We start from the raw sequence: 21,094 nt of genomic DNA on the forward strand, positions 1-21,094 counted from the left end.
CATACTGGCAGCTTGTAAACCTTATGGCGACAACAATACTTAATTATCCCAAAATTGACACAAAACAAACCTGGGGACAGTTATACGGCTGCAGTCTACCCCTAGCGGTTGCTGAGTATTGTCATCAAAAAACGGGCGTCAAGCTGATAATTGCACCTGATAATTTAACAGCCGCCCAGCTACTTACCGAGTTACGATTTTTTCTTACTGATTTAACCACGCAGGAATTACTATTTTTTCCCGATTGGGAAACCCTGCCTTATGATCAATTTTCCCCACATCAGGACATTATTTCTGAACGTTTATCGACTCTCAGTCGTTTACATCAAACCACCAATGCAATCGTCATTAGTTCTGCCAGTACGTTGATGCATCGTCTTTGCCCACCCCAATTTTTACATCACCATGCCCTTCTCTTAAAGGAAGGGCAGACCCTGAATTTAGAACAATTCCGACATCAGTTACAACAAGCCGGCTACCACTGCGTCAATAAAGTATTAGAACATGGTGAGTTTGCCATTCGTGGCGCCATTATTGATATCTTTCCTATGGGAAGTAACATCCCTTTTCGAATAGGATTATTCGATAATGTCATTGATAGTCTGCGGCAATTTGATACTGAATCACAACGAACTGTAGCTAAAATTACCGATATCCATGTTTTGCCAGCACGTGAGTTTCCTTTAAACGAAAAAAGCATAACCCTATTCCGCCGTGCGTTTAGGGAGCAATTTCCTGGAAATCCAAGTCAGTGTCCAGTCTACGAAGCGGTAAGTGATGGACAATACCCTTCCGGTATTGAGTATTACTTACCTTTGTTTTTCGATAAAACAGCTACCTTTTTCGATTATCTTCCAACCGATACCAGCGTTTTTTTGATTGAAGAAATACAGCAACAGGCAGAGCAATTCTGGCACGAACTAACAACCCGTTATGAACAACGAAGCTACGATATTTCCCGTCCCATTTTAAAACCTAATGCGTGTTTTTTAACCACGACGGAATTACTAACTCTGGCCAATCAATATCAGCAAATACGTTGTTATCACAAAGCAGTTGAAAAAAAGGGGGCTATAAATTTCAACATTAACAAAGCGCCTTCTCTTCCTTTAGAGCGTCAAAGTACCCAACCACTCCTGAATTTGAGTAATTACCTCGCAGATAAAAGTAGACGTTATTTATTAGTAGTTGAGAGTGCTGGGCGGCGCGAGGTTTTATTGGATTTACTTAGGCAAGGCGATATAACCGCCAAAATACAACCCTCTTGGCAATCATTTATCAATGACAAAGAAACCATTAACATCATTACCGGTCCTCTGATTTATGGCACAGAGTTAATTGAACAACAAATTGCTGTTATCGTTGAAGCCCAACTCTTTGGAGAACAGGCGACTCCTCAACGGCGTAGCAGCCAAAAAGCAGTTGATCCCGATTTAATCATTCGTAATTTGGCTGAACTACGCTTAGATACTCCGGTTGTACATTTACAATTCGGTGTCGGCCGCTACCAGGGACTCAAAACCATTGAAAGCAATGGCATTGCCAACGAATTTCTCATCCTGGCCTATGCCGGTGATGATAAAATATATGTCCCTGTCACCTCACTGCATCTTATAAGTCGTTATACAGGCATGGATAGTGAGCATGCTCCACTGCACAAACTGGGTAGTGACCAATGGCAAAAAGAAAAGAAGAAAGCGGCTGAAAAAATTCATGATATAGCCATTGAATTATTAGAAATTTATGCCAAACGTGAAGCTAAACCGGGTTATGTTTATCAATTTGATGCCAATGATTATCAACGTTTTGCCAGTGGCTTCCCGTTTGCGGAAACAACGGATCAACTACGTGCTATTGAGCAAATTATCCAGGATATGCAGTCACCTCGTCCTATGGATCGGTTAATCTGCGGGGATGTCGGTTTTGGTAAAACTGAAGTAGCTATGCGGGCTGCCTTCCTAGCAGTACAGAACAGTAAACAAGTTTGTGTTCTCGTTCCAACTACTTTGCTCGCTGGTCAACATTTTGAGAATTTCCGCGATCGTTTTGCTCAATTCCCTATCAATATAGAATTGTTATCTCGTTTTCGTAGCGGCAAAGAAGCCGAAAAAGTAATCGAGTCATTAAAAAACGGTCAGGTAGATATCGTTATCGGTACTCATAAACTTTTTTCCAAAGATATCCAGTTTAAAAATTTAGGCTTACTGGTGATTGATGAAGAGCATCGCTTTGGTGTCAAGCAGAAAGAACATATACGTTCATTACGCACACATGTTGATATTCTATCAATGACTGCTACCCCTATCCCGCGAACACTCAACATGGCCATGGCCGGTATACGCGATATTTCTCTAATCGCAACACCACCTGCCAAACGGTTAGCGATTAAAACGTTTTGGCAAGAAAAAAATAACGCTATCCTGCGTGAGGCCATATTGCGCGAAATTTTACGCGGTGGCCAGGTTTATTTTCTCCATAACAATGTCCAAACGATCGAACGCGTAAGCCAGGATTTACAAGAACTTGTTCCCGAGGCCAAAATTCGCAGCGCTCACGGTCAGATGCGTGAGCGTGAACTAGAACGCATTATGTCCGATTTTTATCATCACCGATTTAATGTGCTAGTTTGTACCACCATCATTGAAACAGGTATTGATATCCCGACTGCCAACACCATCATTATCGATAGAGCCGATAAGTTTGGTTTAGCGCAATTACATCAATTACGTGGCCGTGTTGGCCGTTCTCACCATCAAGCTTATGCATATCTCCTCACGCCTAATGAAAAATCATTAACTGCTGATGCCGTTAAACGATTAGAGGCCATTGTTTCTCTCGAAGATTTGGGTGCCGGCTTCACTTTAGCGACTCATGATTTAGAAATTCGCGGGGCTGGTGAATTATTAGGAGAAGAGCAAAGTGGTAATATCCATGCTGTAGGTTTCAGTTTGTTTATGGAAATGCTGGACAGAGCCGTCAGCGATTTAAAAGCAGGAAAAACACCAGAATTGGCTGCACCAATCCAACAGGGTCCAGAAATTGATCTACGTTTAAGCGCAATTATTCCTGAAGATTATATCGCTGATGTGCATACCCGTCTCATTATGTACAAACGTATAGCGAATGCGAAAGACAAACAACAATTACGTGATTTGCAAATTGAAATGATTGATCGCTTTGGCTTACTTCCCCAACCAGCCAAGCAATTATTGCTAATTACAGAATTAAAATTATTGGCAACCCAATTAGCGATTAATAAAATTAATTCAGCCCAACAGACGGGCAAGATTGAATTTGGTGAGAAACCCGCGATTGATCCCGGCATTTTGATCAATTTGATTCAACTACAAGCAAAGCGCTACCAAATGGAAGGTCCTACCCGCTTGCGTTTTACTTTGGATAGTACCTCCCCAGAAGAACGTATTCATGAGATTCAAGCTTTACTAATGAAACTGGCTAATAAATCTGGTGAGTAATCTAAGCCCAAATAATGACGTTATGGTCGGTAATTGCCTCCCGTATTAAGTCTTTATAGGTTGATTCCACAACAGGACGCTTAACCTTTAATGTTGGCGTAAGCAGTCCATTCTCAGCTGTCCATGCCTCTTGCAAAATAATCACATGGCAAATTTTTTCATAACTGACCAGTTCACTATTAATTTTATGCAAATCTTCTTGTAGGCTCTTCTTGATTTCTTCCTTTTCCTGACTTCTCCCTGATTCGCTTAAGGTAATTAGTAAAACGTTATGAGGTAACTCCTTGCCAACCATACAAAGCTGCTCTATGAATTGATTTGATGAAAATCGTTTCTCAATAGCTGACGGGGCGATGAATTCTCCTTTTTGATTTTTAAAATTCTCTGATAAACGCCCTAGTATTTTTACATTATTGTGTTCATCAAGTTCAACTATATCACCGGTATGCAACCATCCATCGCTGGTAAAAGCTGCTTTAGTTGCAGCTTTCTCTTTAAAATATTCCTTCATCAAACAAGGCGATTTAAGAAGCAACTCGTTCTCATCACCAAGTTTAATCTCAACGTATTTTCTTGGTGTACCCACATAACCAGGACGACGCTGTTCTAAAGTAGAAAAAGTAGCATAAGCAAGATTTTCGGTTTGTCCGTAGCCCTCTTGAATATGAATATCAAGCTTGTCAAAAAAACCAAGAATTGATACTGGCAAATGCGAAGCGCCAGAAAAACTATTAGTGCAGCGGCAAAGACCAAGCTGGTGCTTAATTTTCTTTTTGATTACAGAAGAAATGCCAGGTATTTTGAGCAAAAAATTCAAAATCGCAGGAGATAGTTTCTGCTCTATTTTTTGCTGAAAAACCCCCCAAATCCGCGGAACTGCAGTAAAGAAGGTGGGTTCAGCTTCGCGCAAATTCTCAATAAATTTATCCAGGCTTTCAACGAAAGACACATCACAGGGTATCGTAATACTCCCTAATTGGATTGCTGAACGTTCATAAACGTGAGCTAGAGGTAAATAAGACATAAGATGATAATGAGCGACCCTTTTAATACGCTGAATGTCTTCAGGAAAAATTTTTAGGTAATTAGCAATTGTTGCATGCGTATAAACCGCTCCTTTAGGCAGCCCAGAAGTCCCTGAAGAATAAATAATCGTGAATAGATCATCTGGAGATGAGTCCACAATATCTGTTAAAGGCTCCTTAGCGAGAATATCTGCCCAATGGTTATTCGTATTGAGCTTAGGATGATAATCAAAATTTACTGTCGGCAAATCGGCGGGAATATAGCTACGAACTCGTACACAATCATCTAATTTTCCAATAAATACGAGCTTTACTTCTGCGTGCTTTAAAACATATTCAATGCTGTCATGGTGCTGATTTGCAAATAAAGGTACACTGGCCATACCTGCCAAACTGATACCAAAATCAGTAATAAACCATTCGGCACAATTTTTGGAAAAAATAGCAATATGGTCACCTTTTTTTAGACCAGCATCCTGCAAAAAACGGGCAATTTGCCTGGCTTGGCGAATAACCATCTGCCATGTATATTCATACCACTTTCCATTACGAGGTTGTCTTAAATAGACTTTTTCACCATGCTTTTTTTCGTTTTCTAATAAAAGTTGGTTAAGCGAATTTTGTAATATTTTTTTTGCCATAGCCTGGCCTTGAACGCTTTTTAATATTATTTTAGTATCAGAACCCCAAGTTTGCTCTTTGAATTACCTTAAATCGATACAATAACTATTTTCTATAAAAATGCTGTTTACATTTCACTAAATTAAAAGCATAGGGTTTTTAACAGGGGAAACAAGTAGGTCGGCCCCCGGCCTAACAAGCTGCTTGGCGAAGTCTGACCTACCTTTACTTAAGCAATTGAAGGTGATTCTGATAATTGATGCTCTCTATCTTTGACGGTGAGATCGTCACTCCCTTTTGTTATTTTTCGGTGCGCTTGCCTCTGCTGCTTATGACCGAATATACCATAGCTATCTAACTGTCTATTTAATAAACCGTCTAATCTTGTCCCTGATTCTCTACGTATTATTCGTGCTTTCCCCAAAACTTCACGCAAATAATCTACCATTTCTATCTGCTTAGTTGTGCTGGCTTTTCGAAGCGCTAATTCTAGTACAGCTTTTCGAGGTTTATTATCGGATAATAAACTACAAAAACCTTGCACCATGGCAATTTGCTTGCCTTTTACAGCAGTTAATAAACCTTGTTCAACTATACGTTGCGAAGGAGCATTGGTGGGCAAATTACAAAGATACAATACCGCTGCTGTATCACCTAATTTAATGGCTGCCTGCAGAGCATTTTCAGTCCCCTGGCGACTAGGTGGATTGCTTAAATTACAGAAAAACTCTATAGCTGTTGCCTGCTGTGATTTAACCGCCCACAATATCCCAAAATCAACCGCGCCCTGTAAAAAGCGATTTGTTGGTAAACTGCAAAAATAAGCTATAACGTCTTGTTTTCCCGCTTTTATAGAAGCTTGTAAAGCTTTTCCCTGAACTTGTGGACTTGTTTTATTTAATTCTAAATTTGATAAATAGTTTACTAAAGGCAAATGACCATTTGCCGCAGCCTCAATTAAGGCGGATTCAATAAGCGTTCGGCTTAAAGGATTATCCTTCAAACCGCAGAAATAGCTTATAAACTCAAGATTGCCAACCCGAGCCATTTTATTCATTACTCGGTCGATCACTAGTTGGCGAGGCGCATTATTTTCTAACCTGTAAAGACGTTTAGCCAACTCCAAACAATTAGTTTCTGCCGCCTGTTCAAACATTTTTTCAATTTGTAGTTGCGAGGGTGCATTGACTGGTAAGGAGCAAAAATATTCAGCTAAATCCCAATGATCCAACTTCGCTGCAAGTCTAAATCCTCTTTCAATCACTTCTTTACTAAAAGAGTGACCTGTCAACTGGCAAAGATAACGCACCACATTAATATGATTATTGGTAATTGCACCCTCAAGTGCTTTTTCTAAAATTTTTTTAGGAGGTAAGGGATTATCGTCATTACAAAAGACTCGTACAGCAGTTAGTTCCCCCTGCTCAGCAGCCTGCATTAAAACGAGATAAATTGTCCTTCGTGTGAATAATTTAATTGTATCCGCACAAAGGTAATTGACCACAGGCCAATGACCAACTTCGGCTGCAAGCAACAACGCTTTATTCATCACAGGCTTACTTTGTTGTTTTATTGCTGCAATAGTCGTAAGAAGTCCCAGATTGCCTTGTCTGGCAGCTTTAAGGAAAACCGTCTCACCACCATAATCTCTCGCCCACCAATTGTGGCGTTGAATAGGAGCAGCCTCAAGCTTATCGATAATTGTATCTCTAATTAATTCGTCATCAATTGCCGTCAGGATTTCAACTAACACACGCTCATATTCACTAATATCTTCCGATGGTTGTGTTGGCGATTGTAATGACAATAATTCAGTAAAGGCATTAATATCAAAAGCCCTGCCCTGCTTGTTAAAACAAGCTTGGGCAATCCGAATATACAAAGTATATTTGTCATAAAAATCAACTTTGGCCTGAGAATTGAGGTAAGTTAAAGTCTGCAATTTCCGTGATACCTCGAACCAGGTGTCTTCAATTAACTGATAGCTTTCAATAGTCAGCGGACTCTGTTCAGTACCCCTAGTAATGCATTCCTCAAGCTGTTGCTGTAACTGGACAGAACGACGAGCCAGGTGAATAGCCCATCCTGGGTATCTTTTTAATTGTCGCAATAACTCGATATCATCAATTAAGTGAGAACTATCAAAAAGCTTCTCAATAATTGCATCAAATACCTGACCCGCAGAGGGATGATTATGCTTTAAGAAGACAGTAAGCATAACCAGTAATTGGGCAATTACATCAAGTCCAGACGCGTCAGAACTATTAAGTTGCTGAATATATTTCTCCACATTGACTGCTTTTATCTTTTCAAACAAGGCTGGTTTATAAGGCAATAAATGCAAGACTGCGCCGCTATTTAATGAAATCAACTGCTCAACGGTGGACTCCTCTATTAATTTAGCCAGCTCTTTCAAAAATGCAGGTTGTCCTACGGCAATAAGATTAATAAGAGCCGGTAATTCTTTGGTTAACATACTTTCATGATTCAGGCTACGCTTTAAAGCATTCAGCCAATTTTGACTCTCAGGTTCGGTAGGCGTTATTACCGCAGCAACTAAGAAGGGTTGACCGAATAACTTGGAAAGTGCAGCAAAATTCTCTTCCGTAGGTGTAAAATCCAGAGGGGAATCTGACACCTGCACCGACAGAAGTTCCTCTTCTCTATGCAGGACACCATCTAAGCTATAAGACTCAAATCCACGCTCATCACAACTCACCTTGCCAGCCTGGACAACCAATTTTTTTGCTTCAGGAAATTGGGCCAGAAGCCTATATAATTGACGAATAGCACTCTCTTCCTGATCGAGAGTAAATAGATGATATTTTAGAAAATTATGTAGTAAATTCGTTCTTAGAATTGTCCTTGAAGAAACTCCCTGCTGTAATAGCCACAATAATAAAGCTGCAAATTTTTCAACGTCATACAATTCAGTATTAAATAACGCACTAATTCCCAGCGCATTTTTCTGTTGAGCTAATTCCTCTGAAAAAAGCCCTAGATAGATTTCGACAGATTTGACTGCCCCAGCCATTTTAATGTCAGCCAATTCCCTCGCTACCTGGCAATTTATTTCCTCACAATCTTTAAATAAAGCTTTATTTTCTTCATAAAAATTTAGTGCCTTGATCTTATCTTCTTGCAACAAAGCCATAAATAGCTGCGTACCTTTCTGAATAAACTTAGTGTTTTCACTTTCCACGGGAAAACTCAAACAATACTTAAGGGCCACCGAGAATAGGCTATCACTTGCAACCGTAGCTAACTCCCTTTTACCGAATTCTATAAAATTCAAGAGTTGCTGATGTTGTTCTACATCTTGAGCTTCTGAAAGAGAAGTATGGCTTGTATCGACCTTTCTGCTTTTGCTAAACCATGCGATCCTGGCTCTTGCGATTAATCTTTGGTGATTCTGTCGTTCGATTGTATGCTCTTTCTCAAAAAAAGAGAGTGTCAGAGGTTGGTTTTCAAAAGGAAAGTCTTCTTCGTTACCCTCTATCCATGCTACTAAACTGCTTAACATATTCACTCTCCTTATGAACGGGCATAAATTGATTATAAAGAAGCCGTTATAAAGAACAAGAGTTTTTTTGTACGGTAGGATAATTTTTTAGGCTTGACGCGCAGGTGGTAGGCGAAAAGATCGCCAAAAGATCATCGTGACAGAATATAGGCAGAAAGTTTTAAAGCACCCAAATTAACGGGTGCCGCCAATAGTCAGAGCATCAATTTTAAGGGTTGGTTGTCCTACGCCGACAGGGACTGATTGGCCATCTTTACCACAAACACCGATACCACCGTCCAATGAAAGATCATTTCCAACCATAGAGATTTTTTTCATGACTTCAGGGCCATTACCAATTAAGGTAGCCCCCTTAACAGGCTTGGTCACTTTGCCATCTTCGATGAGATAAGCTTCGCTGGCAGAAAAAACAAATTGCCCAGATGTTATATCAACCTGCCCACCACCAAAATTTACGGCATATAAACCGCGTTTTACCGAACGCAGAATTTCCTCAGGACTGTAATTTCCTGCCAGCATATAAGTATTTGTCATTCTTGGCATTGGTAAATGAGCATAAGACTCCCGCCGGCAATTACCTGTAGGTTTCATACCCATTAATTTGGCATTTAATTTATCCTGCATATAATTGACTAGTACCCCATCATCAATCAGGGTAGTGCACTGGGAAGGAGTTCCTTCATCATCAATGGTGAGTGAACCTCGTCGATCTTTTAGAGTGCCATCATCGACTACGGTAACACCCTTAGCAGCAACCTGCTGTCCCAAACGACCTGAAAAAGCGGATAAACCTTTACGATTAAAATCACCCTCCAAACCATGCCCTACTGCTTCGTGAAGCAAAACCCCAGGCCAACCAGGTCCCAGGATCACTGGCATAGTACCAGCAGGAGCTTCTTCTGCTTCAAGATTAATTAATGCTTCACGCACTGCTTCACGCGCATAACCCAGTGCTCTTTCCTGTTCCAGAAAATACGAATAGGCTACACGTCCACCGCCGCCGGAGCGAGCCGATTCTCGACGGCCGTTTTTATCTTCAACAATCACACTGACATTAACACTGACTAAAGGCCTGATATCAGCAATCATTTCTCCGTGTATACCAGCCACCATAACGACTTCGAAACAACCGCTTAAAGAAGCATTAACCTGAATTACTCTCGGATCTATCCGTCTCGCTTCTTTATCGATCGCTTCAAGCAAGGCAATCTTTTCCTGTTTGGTCATTCCTTCGATGGGATTTATATCGGCATAACGTGTAATAGGCGAAGCTGCTACTTGGATCGATTGAGTCGCCTTTGTGCCACTAAAAGCAATAGAACGTGCCGCATCAGCCGCACGCTGCATTGCAGGCAATAAAATATCATCGCAATAAGCATAACCTGTTTTATCACCACTGACTGCTCGAATGCCAACCCCACGATCAATGGAATAGCTACCGCTTTTAACTTCTGAATCTTCCAGATACCACGATTCATAGCTACTACTTTGAAAATAAAGATCAGCATCATCTACATGTCGACCCATCATCGAACGAATCAATTTTTCGACTACCGACTCATCCAGAGAAGCTGGTTTTAATAACAAATCTTTAGCAATAGTTAATACTTGAGACATAATTTTACCTTCAAAAATAACGGTCATTTATCCAAGAGAACATGGTGATCATTACAAGGAAATTGTCGACGCAACTGTTGCAGCCGTTGTAAATCAATATCAGCTGTCAACATGCCCACCCCATTCTCCTGCTGAGCCACTACTTTTCCCCAAGGTTCAACTATCATGCTATGGCCATAGGTTTGTCGGCCATTTTCATGAAGTCCTCCCTGATTAGGAGCTATAACGTAACATAAATTCTCAATTGCACGTGCTCTCAATAACACTTCCCAGTGTGCAACTCCTGTGACTGCGGTAAATGCCGATGGCACTGTAAATAATTCAGCACCTCTTAATACTAATTGTCGATACAATTCAGGAAAACGCAAGTCATAACAAACCGTCAACCCCACTCGTCCAACGGGCGTATCTACTACCACTACCTCATCGCCTCGTTCTATTGTTGCTGATTCCTGGTGAGCCTCCTGCTCAGAAACACGTACATCAAAAAGATGAATTTTGTCATAACGGGCCGCACAGCGCCCTTCATCGTCAAACACCAGACAACTTGTTTTCACGCGGTCGTGCAGACCTTTCAAAGGAAGAGTTCCAGCAATAACCCACAATCCATATTGCTTGGCTAAGGAACTAATCTTGTCTTGAATTGCTCCTGCCCCATATTTCTCGGCAATTTGCAATTTATCACTTTCATTAACGCCCATAAACGCAAAATTTTCTGGCAAAACCAGTAAATCAATTTGCTTTTCCCTTGCATCAATAAAGAATTGTTCAACCTGTTTTAAGTTATTTTCAACGGAAGCGGACGAAACAACTTGAACAGCAGCAACTTTAGGCATAATTATCCAACCAATAATAGTAAAAACTATCTGTAATTATCGGTGATTAAATCAGGATCTTTCAATAGATCTCTTTAAACTCTGCTGTAGCGCGAAATTGGCTTCGCCGATAAAGTGCTCAAATCCCTCCTGTGCTTGCATTTTTACACTCAGGCACTACGCATCTTCTTGCACTTCCTCACTACAACCAATTTGAAAAAGAGCTCCTATTGAGGAAAGAGATTTATAACCTTGATTCTAGAATTCTTTTTTAACAATCCTACATGAGTAGAGTATTTAAACTGCTTGCGAGTATTTATGCAGTTCTATAGACTTGAAAAATGGGCAAGCCGACCATAGATATGCTAAACTAGAAATATAAATTATCTGGAGTTATTGCATGAACCGAAATGACGTTACTGTGTTAAGCCAACGTAGTGATTCAGTACTTGCCACAAACAAAGTACTTCGTAACACTTACCTTTTGCTTGGCATGACTTTTTTATTTAGCGCATTAACTGCGTATGCTGCTTACGCTTTTGCTGTTAAACCCCTAAATCCAATACTCATGATTGTTGGTGTCTATGGCTTAATGTTCTTGACACAAGCATTAAGGAATAGCGCACTTGGAATAGTAAGCGTCTTCGCGTTCACAGGTTTTCTGGGTTATACCTTGGGACCGATTCTTAATTTTTACATTGCCAATTTTTCAAACGGCCCTCAGCTAATAGGCACATCATTAGGTGCGACGGGTATGATTTTCTTTGCCTTATCAGGCTACGTATTAACTACTCGTAAGGATTTCAGCTATTTAGGTGGCTTTCTGTTTGTGGGCATCATGGTTGCTTTGTTGGCCATGGTTGCTGGTATCTTCTTTCAAATTCCAGCGCTTCAACTAGCTATATCAGCAGCCTTTGTACTGATTTCTTCCGGTTTAATTTTATTCCAAACGAGTGAAATTATTCATGGCGGAGAAACGAATTACATTTCCGCAACCGTGTCATTGTTCGTATCCATATATAATTTGTTCGTGAGCCTACTTAACTTATTAAGTGCTTTTTCAGGACGCGATTAATATACGTCTCCTCAACCTGAATCCCGGTGAAATTAGCCGGGATTTTTTTTGAGTTTTATTACACACTCAAAACTGGTACGTAATCTGGGTACAGGCGCAGCCGAAACCCGGGATTTTAATTTTCAAGAAGTTGAGAGTATTTCATTCCTGACTTACAGCCTTCGACTTAGATCCGGGCTACCACCTAAACTACCTGTTTTTTTCACCTTGCTGCCAATTTGCTCTAGCACGGAATAGAGCAGGCAAATCAGCCACTGATTTTTGACTCGGTTTATCAAGATTAAATATTTCACGGGATTTTTGATAATAAATCCCCAAGGGTACTGGGAATTCTGGAAAATTAAGCTGGGCCAGGCGCATTGCAGCAATGTAGTTACTTGAGTCATGGTGATAGAGTGTATTCTTATCACTACAGTTGGCACTCGGAATACACTGTAAAGATTCATTCTGTAAAGCCAACACCCATTCTTGTTCTGCTCCGAAGTAGAGGGGCTTTTCCTCTTCCAGCACAATTGTTTTATCTGCTCGATTTGTTTTTAAAGCGAAGGAATCGAAAGCACCATGGTTAAAAATATTGCAATCCTGGTAAATCTCTACAAAAGAACACCCCTGGTGCTCGTATGCTTTCTTAAGAATGAAAGCCAGATGATTAGGATCCTTATCTACGGCACGTGCAACAAAACTAGCTCCCGACGCCAGTGCAATCATTAAAGGATTAATAGGTTCATTACTCACCCCTTCTGGGGACGTTTTGGTGACCTGCCCCTTTTGGGAAGTTGGTGAAAATTGCCCTTTCGTTAACCCATAGACTTGGTTATTAAAAAGCAAGATATTGATATTCACATTGCGTCTTAGGCAATGCATCAAATGATTACCACCAATACTAAGGGCATCTCCATCACCGGTGATAACCCATACCGTCAAATCATTCCTCATGGCTTTAAGACCAGTAGCCACCGCTGTTGCTCTGCCATGAATAGTATGAAAACCATAGGTGTTCATGTAATAAGGCAACCTGCCTGCACATCCAATTCCTGACACAAAGACATGTTGTTCCGGTGGCAAACCTAATTCTGGTAATAAACGCTGTAAAGCAGCTAAAATAGCGTAATCACCACATCCTGGGCACCAACGGACCTCGGTTGCATTGGCGAAATCTTCGCGTTTATAACTGTTATTCATAGTTTATTTCCAATTTAATGGCTTTAACAAGATGACCGACGGTAAAAGGCTGGCCATTGCACTGATTAATTGATTTAGCGTCAAGTAAATAGGTTGCCCGCAGAAGCTGGCACAATTGCCCCGAATTTAATTCAGCAACCAAAATCTTATCAAAACCAGCCATGACTTGACCTAATTCTTTTGGTAAAGGATTCAGATGCCGTAGATGTAGCAGAGCAATAGTAATACCTTCAGCACGACACTGGTTCACTGCTGATTTAAGACTACCGTACGTACTTCCCCAACCTATTAACAAAATTTGGGCATTTTCATCACCCTCTAATTGTAAATGGGGATAATCGCGAGCTATACCTGCAATTTTCTCCGCTCTCAATTTGACCATTTTCTGATGGTTATCAGCATCATAGCTAACTTTTCCTTCTTCACCCTGTTTTTCCAACCCTCCTATTTGGTGAATGAACCCTGCTGTACCAGGAACATTCCAACTACGAGATAGAACGTCATCTCGCTGGTAAGGTTTGGGGAAGCGGTTAAAATCAACAGCCGGTATCTTAATTGATTCAATCGCAGGTAGTTTCCAAGGTTCAGCCGCATTTGCCAAATAAGCATCCAGCAAAACTATCACTGGCGTCATATATTTAATGGCCAAAGTAAACGCTTCAATAATTGTGTTAAAGCAATCCGAAGGTGATTTTGCAGCGAGAACAGGTAATGGAGCCTCTCCATGACGACCGTACAAAGCTTGGCGTAAATCACTTTGGCCAGTTTTAGTAGGCAATCCAGTAGAGGCACCCGCACGCTGGACATCCACTAAAACAAGAGGTAGTTCCGTCATCACAGCCAGACCAAGACTTTCACTTTTCAAATCCAGCCCAGGCCCCGAGGTGCAAGTTAAGGCTAAACAACCACCATATGCAGCACCTATGCAAGAACAAATTGCTGCGATTTCATCTTCAGCTTGTAATAAACGAACACCGTAGTCTGCCAATCTCGCACACTCATGTAAAATGGCAGAGGCAGGTGTTATAGGGTAACCTGATACCAGCAACGGTATTTGGGTGCTCACAGCGAGCGTTGCCAGAGCAAGAGCCACAGCTTCTACACCAGTGATTTGTCTGTATTCACCGTTTTCACGGCTTACCTGCCCAAGCATAAATTGCCGCCGACTCAACTCCAGTGTCATGGCATAATTATAACCGGCCAATAAGGTCAACTCGTTGGCTTTAGCAATCTGTGGATTCGCTTTAAATTTTTTATTAATAAAAGCCAGACAACTTGCCGTGGGCAAATCAAACAGCCAAAGTACTAAACCTAATACATAGAAATTCTTTGCTTTTTTAGCTTGGGCATGGTTCATCGCCAGTGTTTCAACCGCTTGTAAAGTCTGACTTATCAGAGGCAAGGAAACAACTTGATACTGATCGACAACCCTGTCAAGAAATTCGCTCGTTAGACCTGCTTTTTGCCAATCCTTAGGTTGAAAACTATCTTCATTAATAATCAATAAACCACCTGGATTTAAGTATTCCAGTGAGTTCTTTAAAGCGGCAGGATTTAAGGCCACCAATACATCCAAGGTTTCCCCAGCAGTAAAAATAGCCTGTTCAGCCATCGCCAACTGGAATCCCGATACTCCCGCAACAGTCCCTGCAGGTGCTCTGATTTCAGCGGGAAAATCAGGCAAGGTTCGTACGTCACGTCCGGTAAGTGCTGCTGTGATGGTTAATTGCTCACCTACAAGCTGGACACCATCACCAGAATCACCGCTCAAACGAATAACAATCGCCTCAGTATTTGACATAATTTCTTGCTTCCAACATAAGTTGGCGCATATGCCTCACCGCATCTTTTAATCCACAAAATAAAGCTCGGGCGATGATCGCATGGCCAATGTTTAATTCGTGTAATTCTTTGATGGCTGCAATAGGCTTCACATTTTGATAGTTTAATCCATGACCGGCATTAACAATTAAATTGAGGCTTGCAGCATACTCTGCAGCTTGCCTTACTCTCTGCAGTTCTCGTGCCCGTTCAGCGGCATTGCTGGCATCCGCATAACAGCCTGTGTGTATCTCAATAGTGGGAGCTCCAATTTCAGCCGCTGCTTCAATTTGTTTTGGATCAGGATCGATAAATAAGGAAACCTCGCTACCCATTTCTGTTAAACGTTTCACTGCGTTAGAAACCAGTTGGTAGTTAGCCAACACATCCAAGCCGCCTTCCGTAGTCAATTCTTCACGTTTCTCAGGAACAAGGCAGGTGTGTTCCGGCATAATTTCTTCGGCAAAATCCAGCATTGCATCAGTGACAGCTAATTCCAAATTCATACGTGTTTGCAGTACAGACTTAATTAATCTGACATCACGAGCTTGAATATGGCGTAAATCCTCCCGCATATGTAGCGTAATTCCATCAGCACCGGCTTCCTCGGCATCGATAGCTGCCTGTACAGGATCAGGATAACGTGTACCTCGAGCCTGGCGCACAGTGGCAACATGATCAATATTAACACCCAGTAAAATTTCTTTAATCATTATTCACCATTAAATTCAAAAACACTCCGCTAAATTATGACTCGAAACCATCCCGGCTTCTATACTTGGCAACCTCATTTGCTAAGAAAACGCCTGCTTTGGCTTACACAAGCGATTTGCATGCCAATTATTAGAGTATCTGTGAAACTTTACTGGATTAGCGTGTTGATCGGCCTTTCTCCCCGCACGGTTCTCTATAGGGCGAGCTCACAAGAAGCCTATTTAATTTTTTTGCCGGATATATAAGGAGCGTGATTTAAGCTCTCGTCCACCTAGCAGATGATCAATTGCCTGACGCATAATTATTTTTGCCGTTTTCAGGACATTCAAATCACTGAGTTGTCCTTGGGAAAGTGCGAGAATATCACCGCCAGACATCCCCCCTTCAGTGGAAGCCATAAATCCTGTGCTAGCAATGAATTGGTATTGTTTATGACTAACAATGGCATTAGTAGAACAAGCTTCTTCAGTAAAGGAAATAGAACAACCACAGGCTAAAAGAAGCGCATATTCAAAACGCCTTAAGAGTGCTTCAATCACTAACCTATCCGTTGTGGTAGTTAAACCATGCAAAGTTAGCAGATAAACATCAAAGAGTTCTGGATGAGTATCCATAGGGGCAAGAGCATAATAGAGTAACTCATTGAGATAAAGGCCGGCAAAAAGCGCCTCTCCATTGAGTTTAAAACCAGTGGTAGTGCTTTCAATGTTACGCGCATAATACCAATCTTTCCGGGTATCAATGGCTAACCATAGGGAACTAAAAGGCTGTAAAAGGGCTTGTTTTTTCGGAGTGCGCCCCCCCTTACATAAACAGGTGAGCACCCCTTTTTCGCGGGTAAAAAAAGTTATCCGCACACTCGTATCACCAGAGGGGCGTTTATGTAAAACCCAACCCTCCAGCGTTTCAGTGGTCATAACCTAATTGTTTTAATAGACGCTCATCATCAGCCCAACCGGATTTTACTTTACACCAGCATTGTAAAAAAACTTTTTTACCCAGTAATTGCTCCATATCCAAACGGGCGCCGGTAGCCATTTCTTTTAATTTCTGCCCTTTATCGCCAATAATAATGCGTTTATGATTGGCTTTATCGACTAAAATTAAAGCGTGTATACGTACCAAATTACCCTCATCTTTATAAGATTCGATATCAACAGTTGTTGAGTATGGTAATTCTTGGCCACAAAAACGAAAAATTTTCTCCCGTAACAATTCAGCACATAAAAAACGTATAGGCCGATCTGTGAATTGATCATCCGCAAATAAATGGGGACCTTCCGGTAAATAGGCTTTTAATTGTTGTTGCAAATTATCAACTTGCACTCCTGTCTTGGCAGAAAGGGGGATGATAGCCGCAAAATCATGACGCTGGCTGATCTGCTCCAACCAGGGTAACAGTAACGATTTATCACTAATCTTATCTATTTTATTGACAACAAGAATAGAAGGAACATTAGCCTGCTTAATCAAACGTAGCACATATTCATCTTCATCTTCCCAATGTGTTCCATCCACTAAAAAAGCGATAACATCGACATCGCGCAAGACACTGATTGCTGTTTTGTTCATCAGACGATTCATCGCCTTTTTTGATCCCTGATGAATTCCGGGAGTATCTACATAGACATATTGATATTGCTCAAGAGTCTGTATGCCTAAAATACTGTGTCTTGTAGTTTGTGGTTTTTTAGAAGTAATACTTAGCTTTTGTTGTAAGATATGATTCAGTAAAGTTGATTTACCTACATTAGGTCGCCCAACCAAGGCAATGTAACCGCAGTAACTTGTCATTAATCCTAAATCCTGTTTATTTTTAGCACATTTTAACAGTCCACCTACAAGATTGCCAGCGATGCCTACATTCTTAACACCAGAATCAAAATTCGCTCAATAAAAATGATAGCTATCCTTTTCCGCAAACGAAATTCTGTACTTGAATTAATTTGCTAACAACTTTTCAAGATGGATTTCATTATCATCCAATTTGACTTAGTGCAAATTTACTTGCCATTGTTGTATAAAAGCATATAGTGTTGCACAAGGGATCCTCAATAACCAAGTGTAACATGGGCAGAACGGAATATATTGATGGGCGCTTACAAGCAATAATACCTTTGCAAGTTAAACCTTATTCTCATCAAGCAGTACCAACTATTACAGGTTCCCCCGTTACTAATCAAGCTGGTACTGTATTATATGGCTACTATGGTATGGATTATCGCCTGCCAGGTGGTGATTGCCTGCGCATGGTCGCCAATCATAATAAGGCAACTGTACAATTATTTTTGTTAACAACTATACCGGAAAAACTGCAGCAACTTCCTGGTGATCGCACTGCCTCACTGGTAGCGAATGCCATCAGTCATGTGCATCGTTACCGTATTCGTGCTAACAGTTATGAAAAACCCCTCACAGACATACAAACGGCAAAATATGAATTGGCATCCCAGTGTATTGCTAATCTTCAACAGCTGTTACCTCGCGAACGTGATATAACGCCTGATAACTGGGGCGCCCAAGAAGCTTTACGTGGAGATATTATTGCGATACTGGACGAATGTTGTGCTAAAAATCGCCTGCTCGCCAATAATCCTATTATCTCGGAAGGGGAATTAAATCGCATTCTCTTCGATGCAGTAAAAATGGCACAGCATTATGAGTTCAATCGTTTTTATCAGGTAACCCGAATTGATCAACTGGATTTTACCCAATATGATGCTGAGGCATCCAACTCCAGACCATCCTGTTTTGTCTGGGACAGTGAATTACACATCGGGCAAGATGAAGAAGCGTTAAATGACACTATACGTGTTATTTGCCAACTTTATGGCCTTAATCCGGCGCCCGCCTTAACTATCCCCGCAAATCGTTTTAAACGCCTGGCATTATTTTTACGCCAACTCTGGCATGATAGTAGAGATTGGATTAACCACTCGCTCATTCAACATCAGCCTACAGAGATAATTAACACCAACACAAGGCTTGACGGTTTATCAATCACTCGTATCAAACCATATTACCATTTAAGGGGTTTGGAACAAATTGGCTACAAAAAACTTGATGATTTGGTTGCAGCGTTTACCAAACAAAGGATAGCAAAACTAACAGCAGCGTCATTGCAGGAAGCAATAGCATTGCTTACTAATCTTGAAAACGGCAGCTGGGTAGAGCTACCTGATCAACAAGTCATTGTCCGTGTAGACAATGAAATTGTGGTACTTCCTTTTTTTGTAGAGAAACATGCTTATTACCCATTACCCAGCGGAGAAGATTTATTTACTTTAAGCCAACTTAGTAAGCATCATCTTTATTTGCCTGAACGTATCAATTTACGTATTAAAGCCTTTTTTTCGCGCCTACCGACCTTTTTCTTTCAGTTATACGAGCATTTATACCAGCTAATAGCCTATGAGCTAGGTAATGAATTTATTCACCATATTCATAGTGGCCATCATTTAGTTGAAAGTAAGCCCAATACCCCACCGCCCCACCTAATCTCATTGCAGCATTTTTTAAGTAAAGAGGGTGTCCTTGCTAATGGGGAAACGCTAGAAGAGTTTGTGAAAACACAAATTGCTACAAGTCGTTATGTAATCGCTCGTGAGAACCACCCGCCGAGCCCGCCCGCCTATGATAATCCACTCCATCGGCTCCTGGGGGTAGTACGCCATATAGCAGGTTTTTTTATTGAGACTAATGAAAAAAATCCTATCGTCGGCACCTTGGCAATGGCGGCCTATGCTTATGGCGCAGGAGCAGTGATTGCACCCGAAATGCTAACCAAGCTCTTGCAAAAATTACAATTGAATAAGCTTATTTCAGGTATTAAACCCACTCAGGAACTTGGCAAATGGATGAGCCATGGGGCTACTGCTGAAGCAATTTCTGCTGCAGTCACTTATTGGCAAACTATTGTTGTAGGCGGCGATCTCGATCAGTTTTTTGTTAAAGCAGCCACTGTACTAAAAGAAGATCCGGCAGAAGTGGCTATTATTGCTGCTCTCGCCTTGAGTTTAGGCTATGGCTTATGCAACACCATTCCAACATTCAAAAAGGAAAAGGGTCGCTTCCCGTATTTTAATTACGCTGCCTTCGGTGGTAAAGGTGGGGCGGCGCTTTATTCAACTGTTATGCATCCCGGGGAAGACTGGTTGTTTGGTTCAATTAAATGGCTCTTAAAAGGCGGGTTGACCTTGGCAAAAATAGTCTTGGGCCCTCTTGCCGAGGGCTATCATTATGGTTATAGAAAAGGGTTTTTATCTGGCCTTAAAAAAAGCTGGTCTTTAATGCGTTATAACAGCAGACAGACGCTTGCAGCACTAGGTGACTTATCGTTAGCTTTAACGACTATACCGCTACTGGAAATAGGGAGCCTATTTATTCATGTCCCCTTTTTGGGACTAACAGGCTTGTTAAGTAAATCGCTTGCTATTTTGGGAAATTGGCACCTTTTAGGACAGGCCTTGCTTGATTTTTCCGATTGGCTAACTAATCGTAACTATTTACCAGGATTTCGATTATCCCCTCTGTATGGTTTTAATATTTCCTTTAAACCTTATGTGAAAAATTTTTGGCTTAATAATAGCCTCAATCTGTTGCGGATAGTTACTCTGACTCCTTTAGCCTTACTTAAAAATCTAATCCTCTTGCCCACCATTGATATTTTATCATTTTCTATCCGCCTTAGCTTAACTTGCCTAACCCCCATTATTAGACAACTCGCCTATACTGCAGGTACCTCATTGATTGTTGCCGCATTACTCTGGGACAATACCGCAGGCCACATTTTTCGGTTAGCAGCCAAAGGCGTTACTCATAGCGCTAATTGGTTGGAAAGCTTAGCTGGATTCGCAAAGCAAGGTTTGTTAGCACAGATACAAATTACGCGCCGTCAATTGCATGCTTGGGCCTTTTGCAAAGAAGATGGATTATTGCATGAGATGCATAAAAATAATGATAATGATTACTTTATGCAAGAGCTTATGCGTTTAGAAAAATTAGAACCTTTTCCGCACGATACTACTCGTTGCTTATTAGAGGTATTACTTGACACTGATGAGTCAACACAGGAAAAGAAGGAAATCGATATACCTCTATCAGCTACACAAACAATAAATGAAGCAATCCATTATCCTCCCTTATTCACTGCTACCCAATTCCCAAGCTCATCAAGCGGCGAAAATCGAACTCTTGTTACAAACTACCTTTAGCCAATAATATTG

12 protein-coding genes are annotated in these 21,094 nt (G+C 41.1%); 3 read left to right on the forward strand and 9 right to left on the reverse strand.

Annotation, left to right across the window (positions count from 1 at the left end; translation table 11 throughout):
- Positions 1 to 23: 23 nt before the first annotated feature.
- Positions 24 to 3,476, forward strand: coding sequence for a transcription-repair coupling factor (gene mfd, locus DYC89_RS09580; protein WP_115221578.1), 3,453 nt, complete (start codon positions 24 to 26; stop codon positions 3,474 to 3,476).
- 1 nt (position 3,477) lies between these two features.
- Here mfd and DYC89_RS09585 read toward each other — a convergent pair whose 3' ends face one another.
- The 4 genes from DYC89_RS09585 to DYC89_RS09600 form a co-directional block, all read right to left on the reverse strand.
- On the reverse strand, positions 3,478 to 5,142 hold the full coding sequence (locus DYC89_RS09585) for an AMP-binding protein (RefSeq protein WP_115221579.1): 1,665 nt from the start codon (positions 5,140 to 5,142) through the stop codon (positions 3,478 to 3,480).
- 209 nt (positions 5,143 to 5,351) lie between these two features.
- Complete coding sequence (locus tag DYC89_RS09590) at positions 5,352 to 8,645, reverse strand: ankyrin repeat domain-containing protein (RefSeq protein WP_115221580.1); 3,294 nt, start codon at positions 8,643 to 8,645, stop codon at positions 5,352 to 5,354.
- Positions 8,646 to 8,819: 174 nt separating this feature from the next.
- A complete protein-coding gene (tldD, locus tag DYC89_RS09595) occupies positions 8,820 to 10,262 on the reverse strand; it encodes a metalloprotease TldD (protein WP_115222724.1) in 1,443 nt (480 codons plus the stop codon).
- A 23-nt stretch (positions 10,263 to 10,285) separates the two neighbouring features.
- Complete coding sequence (locus DYC89_RS09600; protein ID WP_115221581.1) at positions 10,286 to 11,098, reverse strand: carbon-nitrogen hydrolase family protein; 813 nt, start codon at positions 11,096 to 11,098, stop codon at positions 10,286 to 10,288.
- 379 nt (positions 11,099 to 11,477) lie between these two features.
- Here DYC89_RS09600 and DYC89_RS09605 point away from each other — a divergent pair, with 379 nt between their 5' ends.
- Positions 11,478 to 12,152, forward strand: coding sequence for a Bax inhibitor-1/YccA family protein (locus DYC89_RS09605; RefSeq protein ID WP_115221582.1), 675 nt, complete (start codon positions 11,478 to 11,480; stop codon positions 12,150 to 12,152).
- Between the two features lie 189 nt (positions 12,153 to 12,341).
- Here DYC89_RS09605 and DYC89_RS09610 read toward each other — a convergent pair whose 3' ends face one another.
- The 5 genes from DYC89_RS09610 to era all read right to left on the reverse strand — a co-directional run bounded on the left by DYC89_RS09610 (position 12,342) and on the right by era (position 17,663).
- Complete coding sequence (locus DYC89_RS09610; RefSeq protein WP_115221583.1) at positions 12,342 to 13,334, reverse strand: 2-oxoacid:ferredoxin oxidoreductase subunit beta; 993 nt, start codon at positions 13,332 to 13,334, stop codon at positions 12,342 to 12,344.
- A complete protein-coding gene (locus DYC89_RS09615) occupies positions 13,327 to 15,135 on the reverse strand; it encodes a 2-oxoacid:acceptor oxidoreductase subunit alpha (RefSeq protein ID WP_115221584.1) in 1,809 nt (602 codons plus the stop codon). The genes DYC89_RS09610 and DYC89_RS09615 overlap by 8 nt, the downstream gene beginning before the upstream one ends.
- Positions 15,122 to 15,868 carry a pyridoxine 5'-phosphate synthase gene (pdxJ, locus tag DYC89_RS09620; protein ID WP_115221585.1) on the reverse strand — a complete coding sequence of 249 codons (747 nt, stop codon included), beginning with the start codon at positions 15,866 to 15,868 and terminating at the stop codon, positions 15,122 to 15,124. The genes DYC89_RS09615 and pdxJ overlap by 14 nt, the downstream gene beginning before the upstream one ends.
- A gap of 222 nt (positions 15,869 to 16,090) precedes the next feature.
- Positions 16,091 to 16,786: a DNA repair protein RecO gene (recO, locus tag DYC89_RS09625; RefSeq protein WP_115221586.1), complete on the reverse strand. Its 696-nt coding sequence runs from the start codon at positions 16,784 to 16,786 to the stop codon at positions 16,091 to 16,093.
- Complete coding sequence (gene era, locus DYC89_RS09630) at positions 16,776 to 17,663, reverse strand: GTPase Era (protein ID WP_115221587.1); 888 nt, start codon at positions 17,661 to 17,663, stop codon at positions 16,776 to 16,778. The genes recO and era overlap by 11 nt, the downstream gene beginning before the upstream one ends.
- Positions 17,664 to 17,938: 275 nt before the next feature.
- Between era and DYC89_RS09635 the strand changes: the two genes are divergently transcribed.
- A complete protein-coding gene (locus tag DYC89_RS09635; RefSeq protein ID WP_115221588.1) occupies positions 17,939 to 21,082 on the forward strand; it encodes a hypothetical protein in 3,144 nt (1,047 codons plus the stop codon).
- Positions 21,083 to 21,094 lie beyond the last annotated feature (12 nt).

The organism is Legionella donaldsonii (genome assembly GCF_900452385.1).
GTDB classification, from domain to species: Bacteria; Pseudomonadota; Gammaproteobacteria; order Legionellales; family Legionellaceae; genus Tatlockia; species Tatlockia donaldsonii.

Excerpts from the sequence above, each read along its gene's own strand:
- DYC89_RS09615 (WP_115221584.1), bottom strand. The coding sequence starts at position 15,135 with ATGTCAAATACTGAGGCGATTGTTATTCGTTTGAGCGGTGATTCTGGT.
- recO (WP_115221586.1), bottom strand. The coding sequence starts at position 16,786 with ATGACCACTGAAACGCTGGAGGGTTGGGTTTTACATAAACGCCCCTCT.
- DYC89_RS09610 (WP_115221583.1), bottom strand. The coding sequence starts at position 13,334 with ATGAATAACAGTTATAAACGCGAAGATTTCGCCAATGCAACCGAGGTC.
- tldD (WP_115222724.1), bottom strand. The coding sequence starts at position 10,262 with ATGTCTCAAGTATTAACTATTGCTAAAGATTTGTTATTAAAACCAGCT.
- mfd (WP_115221578.1), top strand. The coding sequence starts at position 24 with ATGGCGACAACAATACTTAATTATCCCAAAATTGACACAAAACAAACC.
- DYC89_RS09590 (WP_115221580.1), bottom strand. The coding sequence starts at position 8,645 with ATGTTAAGCAGTTTAGTAGCATGGATAGAGGGTAACGAAGAAGACTTT.
- era (WP_115221587.1), bottom strand. The coding sequence starts at position 17,663 with ATGACAAGTTACTGCGGTTACATTGCCTTGGTTGGGCGACCTAATGTA.
- pdxJ (WP_115221585.1), bottom strand. The coding sequence starts at position 15,868 with ATGATTAAAGAAATTTTACTGGGTGTTAATATTGATCATGTTGCCACT.
- DYC89_RS09635 (WP_115221588.1), top strand. The coding sequence starts at position 17,939 with ATGGGCAGAACGGAATATATTGATGGGCGCTTACAAGCAATAATACCT.
- DYC89_RS09600 (WP_115221581.1), bottom strand. The coding sequence starts at position 11,098 with ATGCCTAAAGTTGCTGCTGTTCAAGTTGTTTCGTCCGCTTCCGTTGAA.
- DYC89_RS09585 (WP_115221579.1), bottom strand. The coding sequence starts at position 5,142 with ATGGCAAAAAAAATATTACAAAATTCGCTTAACCAACTTTTATTAGAA.
- DYC89_RS09605 (WP_115221582.1), top strand. The coding sequence starts at position 11,478 with ATGAACCGAAATGACGTTACTGTGTTAAGCCAACGTAGTGATTCAGTA.